Source organism: Gracilimonas amylolytica (genome assembly GCF_002911695.1).
Lineage (GTDB): Bacteria > Bacteroidota > Rhodothermia > Balneolales > Balneolaceae > Gracilimonas > Gracilimonas amylolytica.
Genome location: NZ_PQBS01000034.1, coordinates 67,561 through 82,505, shown reverse-complemented (window position 1 = coordinate 82,505; position 14,945 = coordinate 67,561). Strand labels below are relative to the sequence as shown.

The following is a 14,945-nucleotide window of genomic DNA, read 5'->3' as shown; positions in this document are numbered from 1 at the left end:
CCCTGTCCAATTTCCACAGTTAAATCTTTAAATACTTTATTTCCCTTCGATCCGGATCTGCCTCTGCTTGCAACGAAATCATTCATGTAATGAATTGAATTACTTAGTAAGTTTGGCCATCAAATCAGCTGAATTTTTTATGAAGAATATTCCTAACATACTGAGCACGCTTAGGATGATCCTGGCTCCCATATTCCTGTTTATGTACATTCAGGATGAGTTGATCTGGCGATCTCTAAGTGTAGCTGTTTTTGCGGTGGCGGCAGTCACTGATTTTGCTGATGGTAAAATTGCCCGGTATTATGAAATTGAAAGTGATTTTGGAGTCTTCATAGATCCCCTTGCTGATAAATTCCTGACCTTTGCGGGTTTCCTGTGTCTACCTTTTCTCGATGTAAGTCAATTCCCATGGTGGGCCATTTCGGTAATTCTTGTGCGTGATATCATAGTAACCGGGTTACGATTATATGCAGGGCAAAAAGACATTGTTATGGAAACCCGTTTCACCGCCAAAGCCAAAACTCTTGTTCAAATGGTGTTCCTGTATGCCGTATTGTTGTTAGGCGTTTTCAAGCAAGCAGATATTGATTTTGCAGATCAGGCTTCTCAGTTTTTCAACTCCGGTGTTCTTTATTACGCCATGCTGTTTGTCACTGCACTCACCGCTTACTCCGGTATAGAATATTTGTGGGTGAACCGAAAACTCTTTAGCCGCTAACCGGATCTTATGGTGAATAAGCTAAAGCTTTTACTGGGAACCGGGTTCTATTCGGGATTACTGCCCAAGGCACCGGGCACCTTTGGCAGCCTTGCAGCACTGATCCTTATTTACCCCATTCTGCAAGAACAAGATCTAACCTATCTCATAATGTTCACAGTTTTAAGCAGCCTGATCTCACTTTGGGTTTCACCTTTTTTTGAACAAACCTACGCCGAGGATCCGGGGCAACTGGTTGCAGATGAATGGGCCGGACAAAGTCTCGTTTTTTTAACGATCCCCCTCTCAGGAAGCCTCAATGGCGATATGACCATTCTTTTGGCCGGTTTCATGCTCTTCCGTTTTTTCGATATTGTAAAGCCTCTTGGCATACATTCTATCCAAAAGTACAAAGGGGGAATTGGAATTCTGGCGGATGATTTACTTGCAGGATTGTATGCGCTTATCTGTCTAAAAACCCTTATTTTCTTTTGGCCGAAAATATTCGGGATAGTTTAATGATCTCACTCATCGTTACGGCAATCAAATAAAAGAATTACAACAAAGATGATACTTGACACCTCATTTGCACGTGAGTTAGCGGCTCATTTATTAGAAATAAACGCTGTGGTTTTAAAACCAAATGATCCATTTACCTGGTCTTCAGGATGGAATTCCCCTATTTATTGTGATAACCGGTTAACTCTCCGGTATCCTGAGATCCGAAATAAGATCGAAAATGAATTCACCCGCATCATTCAGGAAAAATTCTCTGATATAGATGTAGTAACCGGAACCGCAACTGCCGGGATCCCACATGCCGCCTGGGTAGCTGCAAACCTGAACAAACCTATGGCTTATGTACGGGCTAAGGCCAAAGCACACGGCATGGGTAATCAGATCGAAGGCGGCGTAAAGAAAGGCGAACATACCATTGTGATCGAAGACCTGGTATCGACCGGGGGGTCTGCCATTTCTGTGGTTGAGGCTCTTAAGTTTGTAGGCGCCAATGTGGATGCCGTACTCTCAATCTTTACTTACGATTTTGAAAAAGCCACCGACCGTTTCAAGGAAGCGAATGTGCCACTGTACTCGCTCACAGACTACAAAACTTTGATCAACGTAGCTGTTGAAAAAGGCACCATAGACGGTGACGACCTGGATCTGCTTTCCTCATGGAGAGAACATCCGGATGTTTGGCCAAATTCACCTGAAGAAGAATAAACAGGCTTTTAAACACACTAAAATTCATTACTGTGACAGATAAAACGTTTTATATCGAGACTTACGGTTGTCAGATGAACTTTGCGGATTCTGAGATCGTGAATTCCATTTTACTTGAAGAAGGCATGAAACCGGTTCATGATGCAGAAACTGCAGATGTGGTATTGGTCAATACCTGTTCAATTCGGGAAAATGCTGAAACCAAGGTCTGGAACCGACTCAAGGAACTTCGATCCATCAAAAAAGAAAATGGTGAAATGACCGTTGGGGTGCTTGGCTGTATGGCTGAGCGCATCAAGGATCGTATCATTGAACAGGAACACCTTGTGGATATTGTGGTTGGCCCGGATGCCTATCGTGATATCCCCCGACTCCTGAAGGAAGTGGATGATGGTCGTAAGGCCGTCAACGTACTCTTGTCACTTGAAGAGACCTATGCCGATATTGCTCCGGTCAGAACCACCGGAAACGGGGTTAACGCTTTTGTATCCATTATGAGAGGTTGCGACAATATGTGTGCCTTTTGTGTGGTGCCCTTCACACGTGGACGTGAACGCAGCCGTCCGCTGGAATCTATCATTCGTGAGATCAAACAGCTTTCTGATGAAGGCTATAAGGAAGTGACCCTGCTTGGACAAAACGTGAATTCCTACCTGGACGGTGAGAACACTTTCACTAAATTAATGGATGAAGCGAGTAAAGTGGATCCCGAAATGCGCTTTCGCTTCTCCTCTCCTCACCCAAAAGATTTCCCTGACGATCTGCTGCACCTGATCGCTGAACGGCCAAACTTATGTAACTATATTCATATTCCGGCTCAGGCAGGAAGTGATACCATGCTGGAGAGAATGCGTCGTCCATACACCCGCGAGGGCTACCTGGAACTGATCGACAAAATGAAGCATATCATACCCGGGGTGTCCCTTTCAACCGATATCATTGCGGGATTCTGTGATGAGACGGAAGAGGAACATCAGCAAACGCTATCGCTGATGGCAGAAGTTGAGTACGACCTCGCTTACATGTTCGCCTATTCTGAACGTGAGCGAACCCTGGCAGCACGTAAATTTGAAGACAATGTACCTGAAGACGTCAAAAAACGTCGCTTATCAGAGATCATCACTCAGCAGCGTGAGATTCAGGAACGCCGAAATAAAGAGGAAGTTGGACGCCGTCATCTTGTCCTGGTCGAAAGTACCAGTAAAAAGTCGGACGACCAGTTAAGCGGCCGCACCGATACCAATAAAATGGTGGTATTCGACCGTAAAGATTTTGAACCGGGTGATTACGTGGAAGTGGAGATCACTGAGACGACTTCCGCCACCCTAATAGGCAACCCGATCCGTAAAACGACTCTCACAGAATACTACGGAGCTGAAGTTATCGCTTAGGTGAGGCAAAAAAAAACATATCTGTGGGTACTGGGTTTTGGTCTTCTGCTCTGGATATTCGGTCTTTCGAATACCGGTGCCGCCCAGCCTACACTTGGCGTTGTCTGGGATAACTCAGAGGAAAACCCCATTACAGACCGACAACTTCAGCTTTTTGAAGACATCGGGGTCACCCATATTGAGTTCCCGGCTGGGATATCCGAAGATCAGATCCGGAGAATGGATAGTCTCAGTTTTTCTATCCTGATCAGAAATGATGAGCGGTTTTATACGCTTCGTACACTGGAAAAAAGTGCTGAAGAATTCGGGGAGCTGAACCGCGAAATGCTGCAAACATTTGAGGAGTACAACCGCATTGCGGGTTTTGGACTTTTATCTCAAAGTCACTTTAAGGATCCTGATTTTAGTACCGCATTTGAGGAAAAGGCCGAATCACTCAATACTTTTACCGACAAGACACTCTACTATGTTCAAAACCGGCAGTGGGTGCCCTTAAATTCTCCCGGTAAACCCTTTGGGCGACTAATAAATGATGCTCCGTTCAATATCGAGGATCTAAGTGTTTTTGACACACACATGCAGGATCATGTGGAAGAAAGTGATAACCTGATCCTATTTGTGCATTCAAAGTGGTTGACACAAGCCGTTGAGGACGTACCCGAACTGGCTGCCTCTTTGAAGGTCTATCATGAAGAAGGCCATTGGTCATTTCCAATGCCCTATCAGGAAGAACATTCCAGCCCCGCAAACTGGCTGGTATTTGCTCTGCTTCTATTGTGGATCGTACTTGCCGTTCAGGTAAAATTCATACCTAATGCACGTCCCATGGTACTGCGGTATTTCTTTGCCCATCGCTTTTATATAGATGATATCCTCCACTATCGGGAAAGATATGCCACTCAAAGCATCATTATGATGGTTGTTCATGCTTTGTCAGGTGGTATCGTCGTGTTTGTTGCCTCAAAAATGCTGATCAGTGAATTAGGTATGAACGCTTTAACCTATCACCTTCCATGGCTTGATTGGTTCAATAATGGCTATATTTCGCTATCGATATTCATGATCGTTCTGATCTTATTATTTCAAACCATTAGCATTTTCTGGCTCTATTTTCCGGCCAAAAACCTGAGAAATATGAGTCAGACGGCCAATCTGTATGCCGGATTACTGTACACGGACTATCTGACGCTGACCATTCTCATTTCCTTTTATGTGACAGGGTTCAGTGCCATTCCGGTTACTATTTTAGCCACCTTTTATCTTTTGATCTGGTTTATCAATTTTTATCTGACTGCCTTCAACACGGCACGAAATCAAACCTCAGATAAGATCCTTTACTTTATACTTACCTCGGGATTACATACTGTAATCAACCTGTCTATCATTGTTTATCTTATCTTGCAGACCGATATAATTGATATCCTTCGCTTATCCCTGTCCTTGTAAGAGCTTCAGAAATACCTTTGGTCACCCTTGTCATTTTCGATACACCTTTCAGAGTTAGAAAAATTTGAAAACCTATCAAAGAAAATAAAAAAGCCATCATCTGAGCTGGGTTGTCTCAGACAATGGCTTGTTAAGCATCCCGGTCATACTCCTCTACTGCTTATAATTTCCCCACGTTGGTAAAGCTAGTTCAGAGGGATGATCGGAAGTATTGGTAATAACGTATGGTGAGGTACTACCATTAGATGGCATGACCCACATTCGACTTGTTCCCGGAGCGCCTTGATTTGTTTGAAATACGATCTGTGTGCCATCAGGAGACCAATCGAGTCCGTCAATATTTTCGCATTTAAATTCGGTTTCAGCGGTTAGCGGTGAGATATTATTTCCATCAAGGTCCATTGTAAATATCTGATCGCAGTCACCCGCCATATGTACATAAGCTATCCTGCTGCCATCAGGAGAGATCCTTGGGTACGAGTAATCCCCACTAATTTCGGTGATCTTTCTCTGATTCGTACCATCTGGGTTTGCAAGAATAATTGTCCCGGATCCGGCAATTTCCGGATCAATTTGCACAAAAATGATCTCATTACCTGTCGGTGACCAATGCGGGTATACTTCATCTAGTGTTGTAGTATTAGTGACCTGATTGAGCCCGGATCCATTAGAACCAATCACATAAAGGTCCAAAGTTTTTGCGTTGTCCTCTGAGAATAAAATAGCATCATCCTTAGGTGACCAGCTTAAAAAGATCGGATTCATTAATTCACTGCCTGTAATTGGTTGCTGATTGGTTCCATCATAATCCATAAGACGTATACCCTTAATATCTGAGCCACCTACATAGGCTATTTTATCACCGGCATACGACGCAACCGGATTAATATTTAGAAAAGCATCATTGGTCAATTGAATTACATTGGCTCCATCCGGATCCATCATAAAGATATTGGTCGATTTATCACCACCGTGGAATAAGATCTTTTCGGGTGATGCACTGCCTTCACAATATAGTTCGTAGTTAAGGATCAATGTAGCCCCTGATTCCACATAGAGTGAGTATGGATTTTCCGGCCCACTTTTGATCATACAATTCGATGCAATATCTGTTATTTCAAGAGTGTGAGGTCCTGCTTCCACATTGGTGTATACGTATTGGTCGTTTACGTTAATTGCCGTTGGCCCCTCTTTGTCAAAAAATAACTGGTAGCCATTTGGATCAATATTGGTACCGGTTGTTTTGACGTTGACCTCCACACTTCCTGTAGTCACCACATTGAAATTCGGACCGGTAGCTGTTTGTCCACCCACGGTTACCGTAACCGGACCTGAGGTTGCATTCCATGGAACAATAGCTTCGATCTCTGTTGCTGAGACAAAATTCAGCTCTGCTCGGGTTCCGTTGAACCTAACATCATTCTCCATATTCACCGTACTGAAGTTGGTACCGGTGATCGTTACTGAGGATCCGTATATGCCTGACGTTGGATTGATATTTTCAATGGTTGGCGCCGGAGGTGAACAATCCAAATAAAAGTTGGTAGTGGCTTCATTATACCCATTGTCGAAACTTATAGTTCTTGGATTTTCTCCGACTACCAGACTACATCCGGATGGATAATCTGTCAGTTCAACATCTACCTGTCCGGACAGAATATTCTCATAAATAATGCCTCCATTTACGGGAAGTTGTCTGTTATCAAAACCGGACACCAGAACGGTATAACTATCGCTTACCGGGTTGGTCGTCTCCGCATTCACATACAGTGTTTTTGGTACTAAAACCGTGAATTCGGGACCCATGGCGGTCTGACCATCTACAGTAACGGTAACCGGACCTGAAGTAGCTCCCCAGGGAACAATCGCAATTATCTCTGTTTCTGAGACACTGTTCAATTCTGCTCTGTCCCCATTGAATTGAACGTTGTTTTCAGAAGCGACGGTACTAAAGTTACTACCGGTTATTGTCACACTGGCTCCATATTCCCCTGAAGCAGGATCAATACTTTCAATGGTCGGAGGAGGAGAAACACATGAAATATTAAAAGTTGTAGTTCCTTCATTAGCTAAATTATCCAGATTTACTGTGCGAGGATTGGCACCATCAACTGTGCAATTCTGGGCAACATCCAAAAGCTCCACATTCACTTCATTCTGAAATAGTTCGTAATACATCAATGTATCATTGATCGCGATATTTCTATCCGTTTGCTCACTGACAGACACTGTGTATCCATTCTCATCCAGCGAAAAACCTGTCGTGTTTGTGATCACTTCAAGAGTCTTAGGTTCAATCACTGTGAAGTCCGGGCCGGTTGCGGTTTGGCCATTTACAGTTACCGTTACGGGACCTGAGGTTGCTTGCCATGGTACAATAGCTTCGATCTCAGTTTCAGAGACAAAGTTCAGTTCAGCCCTCTTTCCGTTGAACCTCACATCATTGTCCATATTCACCGTACTGAAGTTGGTTCCGGTGATCGTCACAAAGGTGCCGTATCCGCCTGAGGTTGGTGTTATACTTTCTATGGTTGGTGCCGGTGGCGAACAATCCATATAGTACGTTGCAGTAGCCTCATTATATCCATTGTCAAGATTAATCGTTCTTGGGTTATCTCCATTTATGGTACAACCTGTTGGATAGTCCGTCATCTCTACCGTCACCTGATCAGCCAGAATATTCTCATACACCAGGCCACCGTTAGCCGGTAATATTCGGTTATCAAAGCCGGAAACAAGTACGGTGTACCCATCACTTACCGGGTTGATTGTCTCTGCATTCACATACAATGTTTTTGGCACTACAACTGTAAATTCAGGGCCTGTGGCGGTCTGACCGTTAACTTCAACTGTCACCGGGCCACTTGTAGCGGCACCGGGTACAATAGCAACTAACTGCGTTTCACTTGCACTGTTCAGTTCTGCACGTTCACCATTGAATTGAACGTTATTTTCGGAAGCAACGGCACTGAAGTTTGAACCTGTTATGGTGACCTCAGTTCCTGTTACACCGGATACCGGATCAATAGAAGTGATCTCAGGTGCCGGAGCAGAACAAGTGATCTCAAAGGCAGTGTAACCTGCTCTATCAGAGTTATCTAAGCTTACCTTTCGTGGATTATCTCCAAATACCGTACAGTTATCGGCCACTCCGGTCAGGCCAACTTCAACAATCGGTTCATAAATATTGTTGTACATCTGATCATCATTTGGCTTGATCATTCGGTCTTCTTGACCTGACACTGACAAGGTATAACCATCCTCATCAATCATAGAACCGCCGGTGCTCACATTAATTGAAAGTGTTCCCGGCAGGAGTACGGTGTAATCAGGACCTATGGCGGTCTGACCGTTAACTTCAACCGTAACCGGGCCACTTGTAGCTGCACCGGGTACAATGGCCACTAACTGCGTTTCACTTGCACTGTTCAGTTCTGCACGTTCGCCATTGAATTGAACGTTGTTTTCGGAAGCAACGGCACTGAAGTTTAACCCTGTTATGGTGACCTCTGTTCCTGTCGGACCGGAAGTCGGATCTATACTTGTGATCTCAGGAGCCGGAGCACTACAGGTTACTGTAAATTCTGTATAACCCCAGTTATCTGAATTATCGAGATTCACCGAACGCGGATTATCGCCTTCTACTACACAGTTATCAGCTACTCCGGTCAGTTCAACCTGAACAGAGTTTTCAAGAATATTAGAATACGTCACATTATCAGTTGGCTTCACAATGCGATCATCCTCTCCGCTCACCGATAATGTATAGCCATCATCATCCTGCAAGGAACCCTGAGTGTTTATGACCACTTGCAAAGTTTTCGGTTGCTGAACTGCTTCTACCGTAAATTCAGGACCCTGAGCCGTATATCCATTTACCGTAACAGTGATCGGACCTGTGGTTGCATCTCCCGGAACGATGGCACTTAACTCGGTTTCAGAAGCACTGTTCAATTCAGCACGTACTCCATTGAACTGAACATTATTTTCGGATGCGGTTGCACTGAAGTTAGATCCCGATATCAAAACGGTAGAACCAGGCACTCCGGAAAGAGGAGAAACTTCAGTGATCTCCGGAACCGTAACTGTGATATCCTGAGTCACTGAATGAGTGGCATTTTCATTGTCAGTCACCGTCAGTTCAACACTATAGGTTCCTGATGTTTCATAGGTGTGAGAAACGACCTCCCCGGTTGCCGTACTTCCATCACCCAGGATCCAGTCAAAGGCTGTAATACTGCCATCGGGATCTGAAGATCCGGAAGCATCAAGATCACAGGTAAGTCCGTTGCAAGCCATAGTAAATGCCGCTACCGGTGGTTCATTCACTCCCTCACAGGTGATCATATAATTCACCGTAGTGGTAGCTCCTGCTTCAACAAATGCCGTTCTTGGATTTGGCAGATCTTGTGTCAGATAACAGTTGGTCTCAATATCACCAAGTAGTACCTCATATTCTCCTTCTTCTAATCCACTTCGTGTGATCGTATCATTCACATCGGTTCGGATTGCATCACCTGCATTGATCGTTAATGAATACCCGTCGGTATCCACATCGGCTCCGGTGGTTGTGATCTCCACGATTAGCGTACCTGTGGTGATCACTTCAAAATCCGGTCCGGTTGCAGATTTACCGTTTACACTGACTGTGATCGGGCCATTTGTAGCTCCCTGAGGTACCCGTGTTTGTATCTCCGTATCTGTAGAACTCAAGATCTCTGCTTCAACTTCATTGAACAGAACGGATACTTCTGCAGTGTCGGCACTGAAATTACTACCGGTGATGGTCACATCATCCCCGATCAAACCACTCTGTGGCTCAACTGAGGCTATGACCGGTGCTCCCTGTTCAACCATGAATTCAGGCCCGGTTACGCTCATTCCATTTACACTCACAGAAATATTACCATTTGTCGCTCCTTCAGGGACTCTGGTTTGCAGCTCGGTTTCAGAAGCCGATAGAACCGGAGCCGAAACACCGTTAAATTGAATGGTATTTTCTTCTACGACCGGACTAAACCCATTTCCTGAGATCAACACCTCCGTTCCAACTTCCCCACTCAGTGGAGCTACCTCCAGTATTTGCAATTCCTGTACGCTGAAAGTGGGTCCCTCTACCGTATCTCTTCTGACTGCCACTGAAACCGGTCCTGTGGTAGCTTCGAAAGGTACCGATGCTATAAGTTGATCGGTTGATGATTCGAGTACTTCTGCCTGTACCCCGTTGAAAAACACGCTGTTTTCAGATATTTGATCACTGAAATTTGTTCCGTTGATCCTTACCTGTGTACCCACCCTGCCTGAACTTGGATCCAGCTCACTGATCTGATGTCTCAACAAGGTAAACTCCGGACCGATAGCGGTATCCTGATTGGCAACTACCGATATCAAACCTGACTCAGCTCCAAATGGTACGGTGGTTACTAACACCGTATCTTTAGCTTCTTCAACCTCTGCTCTCAAGTCATTGAAATACACTTCATTGGCATCAGGAACCGGATCGAAACCTGTCCCGGCTATATAAACGGTATCCCGGTACCTAGCGGTTGCAGGACGGATCTCATCAATAACTAAGAAGAGCGTACGGGTTGAGTCAATACTGAAATTCGGACCTGTAAATAGGGCCTGACCGGCTACTACTTCAAGCGGACCTGTGGTCGCTTCATACGGTACTCTTGTAAGGATCGAGGAATCATTGGCTGTCTCTATCATTGCCTCAACCCCGTTAAAAAGCACTGAAGGATTATTTGTAAACCCTTTCCCCTCGATCAGGACCCTGGCGCCATAAGGGCCTTGTGCCGGCACCACGGCCTTAATTCCATCTACCTCATCTTGTATCCCTGACCTGTTGATATCACTGCAGCCTGCTTTGAATACAAGCAATACCGCTAAAATTGCGAAAAAATATACCGTTAATTTCTTCATGTAAGTATTTGAATCGTTGTTTTCCGGAAATGAAGTGGTTTACCCCTCATTTAATACTTACGTAAACGGTATCAATAACAGGTCATAATAATTGAATTTTTCCTGATCAGTCGTTTTTTAGCAGATCAGTTATCTTCAATAATTTTCCTGGCGTCCTCAAATCGGTCGGCTTTGTGTAAGGCAGAAATGAGATGATCTCTCAGTGTTTTATTGTCTGGATCTGTCTCAAACCTCAGCATCCAGCGATCACAAACCTCATTGAGTACATTATACCGTTCAGCAACCGCAATGATCTTTCGATAAGCTTCTTTATTTCTGTTATTCAGGGAAAGACCTCTTTCATAAAACAAAATGGCATTATCAGGATCTTCTTCTGCCGCATAGATATCCCCGATCTTAATAAAGATAGCCTCATCCCTTGCCCCATTACGAATGGCATCCTCAAAAGTAGATTTCGCTTCTGCTATATTACCCGATTCTAACTTCGACACTCCCTTGAAATACAACAGGCGTGAACTACCGGGATATTCGTTCAGTGCCTCATCAATAATTTCTACCTGCTTTTCAGAGCTGAAACTTTTTTTGAGCAATTCATACCAATCATCCACATAAGTACTTAATTTTTCGGTGAACCGCTTTTCCTGTAATACCTCAGGGGTAGGAGAAGCCTCCCCTTCAAGAACCTGCTCAGTTTGAGTGGTCAGAGCTGAAGTGGATTCTGAATACAGATCCAAAATCCCTGTGATCGACGACACAAACTGATCCTTTTTTGAAGTTCTCTCAGTTGCAGATAATTGGTGTCTTAATTCAAAATATTCACCCAGTGCATAATACGGTGAACGCTTTAAGTCGGTAATCATATGTTCAGGAATCTGACCTTTGGTTTGATCCTCAAGCTCTATGATATGAATCGCAGTTCCGGGGTCTTTCTCAATAGCGTAAGCATTTTTAAAAAGCCTGAGAGCAGGTTCTTCAAGGCCGGCTGACCTAAGCACAACTGCTGTTTCATTGATGACTTTAAAATTATTCAGCCATTCATTTACAAGCTGCCGATATACCTCTAATCCTTCTTCATCGATCCCATCGTAGATCCAAGTTCGGGCCGATCGTAAAGCCACATCAGGGGTTGGACTTGCCGTGTAGAGGGAATCATAGATCTCCCGGGCTTCTTTATATTCTTTAAGCAAAATATGGGTATCGGCCAGTTCCATGGCTACCAGCCGGTTGTCCGGAAAAGCTTCTCTCTGAAGCTTCAGGACATTGCGCTTTGACCCCATGTCAAAGCGCTGCTCACTCATTGATTTCAACGTTTCATACAATGGTTCGCTTTCCGGGTGTTTTTCGATCAGCTGATTCATGTGCTCGTTGGCCTTTCTTGCCTGATTGGTGGCCATCAGTGCCTGCCCGTAGATCACCCCGTAGTTTATATTGTCAGGATATAGTTCGTATAAAACTTTAAATGATTGAACCATTTCCTCGCTGTTACCTGCCCCCCGATGAGCCTGTCCTTTAAGGAACAGCAGCTGCTCACTGGTTGGAAATCTATTCAGACCAATTTCCAGAGCCTCAATAGCCTCCTCCCATCTTTCCTGCTGTATCAGAATGTAAGACAGATTATTATGAACCGTCAGGCTGTCCGGTGTTAAATTTCTGGCACGTTTATAGTCCTGCACAGCTCCATCCACATTTCCTGATAAAAAGGCATCATTGGCTTTACGCTTATACAGATAACCCAGATAGGCTTCTGCTTGCTTCTTATTGATGACATCCCCACCTCTCTGTCCGGCAAGTTCCGTTATTTTTTGATAGACCGGAATGGCTTTGGGGTAATCGAGATGGTACAGAGCTTCTGCTTTTACGATCAGCATCTGTACATTTTCAGGTGCCACCTCCAAGGCTTTATCTGCAGTTGACAGGACCGCTTCATATTTCTTCAAACCCATCTGACTGGCTGCAAGATAGTAATACCCCTCTGTGTTATAGGGATCTTTGTCTACCGCTTTTTCAAGTTGGGAAATAGCTTTTTCAAACTCACCATTCTGAAATAAAGCGATCCCATCTGACAGTTCAAACGACTGTGAGTACCCCGGAAAGGTTGTTACCGATAGGAACGCGAAAACCAGCAATAATAACTTCAATAAACTTCGGGTTGCCCTCATAGCCTCTTTAATAGATCTGTAAATACTCGAACTCTAAGATTCTGAAATAAACCCTGAACTTCAATTTCTTTCTACAGCCTGAGTGGCTTTGGCCGTTCTTGACTCCCTACCGGTCATATCCATAGCATGGACCTTATACCAGTTACCGGCTTCTCCTGTCCCGTCGGTCCACCTTGTGGTAGAGGATTCCACTGTACCTACTTTTTCATAAACACCCGTTGCAATACCGGACCTATAGATAACATACCCATCCAGTTTTGTTTCATCACCGGCTTCCCAGGTTAATACAACACCCTCATCCAGTTTGACGGCCTGCACATTTCGCACCCTGTCAGGAGCATGGGTGTTACGCGTGATGAGTGTATCGGATATAGCAGAAATGCTTTCATTACCCACTGAGTCAACGGCTGAAACCGAGTAAATGTAGGTTTTATGCAGTGGTACATTTTCATCCCTAAAATACCTGTCTCCCTTACCAACTTCAGTAATCAAGGTATCAGCACTATCACCGGAATCTAACTCTCGTTTGTAAATTCGATAATTCGTTACATCTCCTGATGAGGATGCATTCCATGTGATCCCTACTCTTCGGGCCTCCTGCATAGTTAATTCCAGTAAACCGGGTGCTTCCGGTGGCGTGATATCTGGGATCTTAAGAGCAGTGCTTACAGTATCACTGATGTTGCCATTTTCACTGACAATCGCGATCCCATATTCGATCGTAGTCCCCTCCACAAAGCGGGTTCCACCAAAACCGGTGTCTTCATAGGATGTCTCAGTATGGGCATTGCTGTTCAATAAACTCCAAAGTCCTTCCGCCCCGCGTTCTCTTTCCCGTCGAAGCACCTGATATGATCTTAGCCCACCGGGCACTTCACCATTCTCCCAGACAACCCTGGCAACTTTATTATCGATCAATGTGGCTTCGACAGCTGTGATCGGGTCAGGAATGCGTTCATCTTCAAAATAAATATGTGCCGGATTACTTAGCTCACTTTCGTTACCCAATGTATCTGAAGCTGTGATCTTATATCGGTATTGATGTCCCGGTTCTGTAACGGAATCCTCAAAAACTGTTTGAAGCGGAGGTAATAATTCAGAGGTAATTCGGTCATATTCCTCCTCGTCATCTCTCGCCCGATATATGTGATATCCCCCAAGATCCAATTCCGTTGAGACAGCCCATGTGACACGACTTTTGTAATTCCCCAGATCGGAAGCCTGAACGTTTCTGACAAGAGCCGGAGCCGTATTCTCTACCACATCTAAAGTTACCCTGTTGCTTTCATCAGAAATTGCACCGGTGAAATCTACGGCATGCACTACAAATTCATACTCTTCTCCCAGAACCGGCACTTCATCGGTAAATTTAAACTCAGTGTTCCCAGTGGTTCTTGCCAATAATTGTTCATGAAAGGGAAGCCAGTTTTCTTCACCTGTTTCCCTGTAAAAGATCTGAAAACGGATCACATATCTTGAATCCCGGTCAGAATTCGGCACATAGTTCCAGTTGAAGTCAACGAACTTTCCTCGGTTGGTTACGTCAAGTTCTGTGGGAGCGGGTGGTTGTACAACATCGAGATCGACCTCCCCTTCTATAGCCTGACCGGTTGAACGTTCCAGGTCATCCACGATATCGAAACGGTAGTGCACGTCTTCCCCTATGGGAGCATCTTCATCGATGTATAAGCGGCCCATATTCTGGGCTATTTCGGGTGATGCGAAATTTGCGATGATACCGGCTCCGGTACCGCTTCTCAGCATCAGATACACCGCTTGTGGATCCTGCCGACCCGTTAACTGCTGTGCCAGTTCAAATTGATCCTGCAAACGGTACTCAAGGTCATAGCCATCGCGGGCAGGATAAATGACCTCACTGTTTAATTTGGTCCAGTTATCTCCATTCTCACTTCTATAAACATTATATCCATGAGACAGCGGAATTTGCTGTGCATGATAGATATAAGCCTGACCTTCTTCGCTTGCTATACCGATGATCTGTTGATCATTATTTAACTGAGCCTTCAATTCACCTGTTTTAAGTAGAGATAATGCAATCATCAACAAACAGGTTAACCCAATTCTTAAATATGACATGTAAAC

Annotated in this window: 8 protein-coding genes; 5 read left to right on the top strand and 3 right to left on the bottom strand. The window is 44.6% G+C overall.

All coding sequences use genetic code 11. The features are described from left to right. Positions 1 to 139: 139 nt before the first annotated feature. The 5 genes from C3B73_RS07750 to C3B73_RS07730 are packed head-to-tail and all read left to right on the top strand — an operon-like array spanning position 140 to position 4,758. On the top strand, positions 140 to 718 hold the full coding sequence (locus C3B73_RS07750; protein ID WP_103665088.1) for a CDP-alcohol phosphatidyltransferase family protein: 579 nt from the start codon (positions 140 to 142) through the stop codon (positions 716 to 718). A 9-nt stretch (positions 719 to 727) separates the two neighbouring features. Continuing rightward, positions 728 to 1,216 carry a phosphatidylglycerophosphatase A family protein gene (locus tag C3B73_RS07745; RefSeq protein WP_232803075.1) on the top strand — a complete coding sequence of 163 codons (489 nt, stop codon included), beginning with the start codon at positions 728 to 730 and terminating at the stop codon, positions 1,214 to 1,216. A 48-nt stretch (positions 1,217 to 1,264) separates the two neighbouring features. Then, positions 1,265 to 1,921 carry an orotate phosphoribosyltransferase gene (gene pyrE, locus C3B73_RS07740; RefSeq protein ID WP_103665029.1) on the top strand — a complete coding sequence of 219 codons (657 nt, stop codon included), beginning with the start codon at positions 1,265 to 1,267 and terminating at the stop codon, positions 1,919 to 1,921. A gap of 32 nt (positions 1,922 to 1,953) precedes the next feature. Then, positions 1,954 to 3,312: a tRNA (N6-isopentenyl adenosine(37)-C2)-methylthiotransferase MiaB gene (miaB, locus tag C3B73_RS07735; protein WP_232803074.1), complete on the top strand. Its 1,359-nt coding sequence runs from the start codon at positions 1,954 to 1,956 to the stop codon at positions 3,310 to 3,312. Further along, entirely contained in the window at positions 3,313 to 4,758 is a 1,446-nt protein-coding gene (locus tag C3B73_RS07730) for a hypothetical protein (RefSeq protein WP_103665027.1), read from the top strand. 153 nt (positions 4,759 to 4,911) lie between these two features. Here the strand turns inward: C3B73_RS07730 and C3B73_RS07725 are convergent, their stop codons facing one another. The 3 genes from C3B73_RS07725 to C3B73_RS07715 all read right to left on the bottom strand — a co-directional run bounded on the left by C3B73_RS07725 (position 4,912) and on the right by C3B73_RS07715 (position 14,939). Then, positions 4,912 to 10,683, bottom strand: a complete 5,772-nt coding sequence (locus C3B73_RS07725; RefSeq protein ID WP_103665026.1) for an IPT/TIG domain-containing protein — start codon at positions 10,681 to 10,683, stop codon at positions 4,912 to 4,914. 125 nt (positions 10,684 to 10,808) lie between these two features. Further along, positions 10,809 to 12,842, bottom strand: a complete 2,034-nt coding sequence (locus C3B73_RS07720; RefSeq protein WP_103665025.1) for a tetratricopeptide repeat protein — start codon at positions 12,840 to 12,842, stop codon at positions 10,809 to 10,811. Positions 12,843 to 12,902: 60 nt separating this feature from the next. Continuing rightward, positions 12,903 to 14,939: a hypothetical protein gene (locus tag C3B73_RS07715; protein ID WP_103665024.1), complete on the bottom strand. Its 2,037-nt coding sequence runs from the start codon at positions 14,937 to 14,939 to the stop codon at positions 12,903 to 12,905. Positions 14,940 to 14,945: the final 6 nt, after the last annotated feature.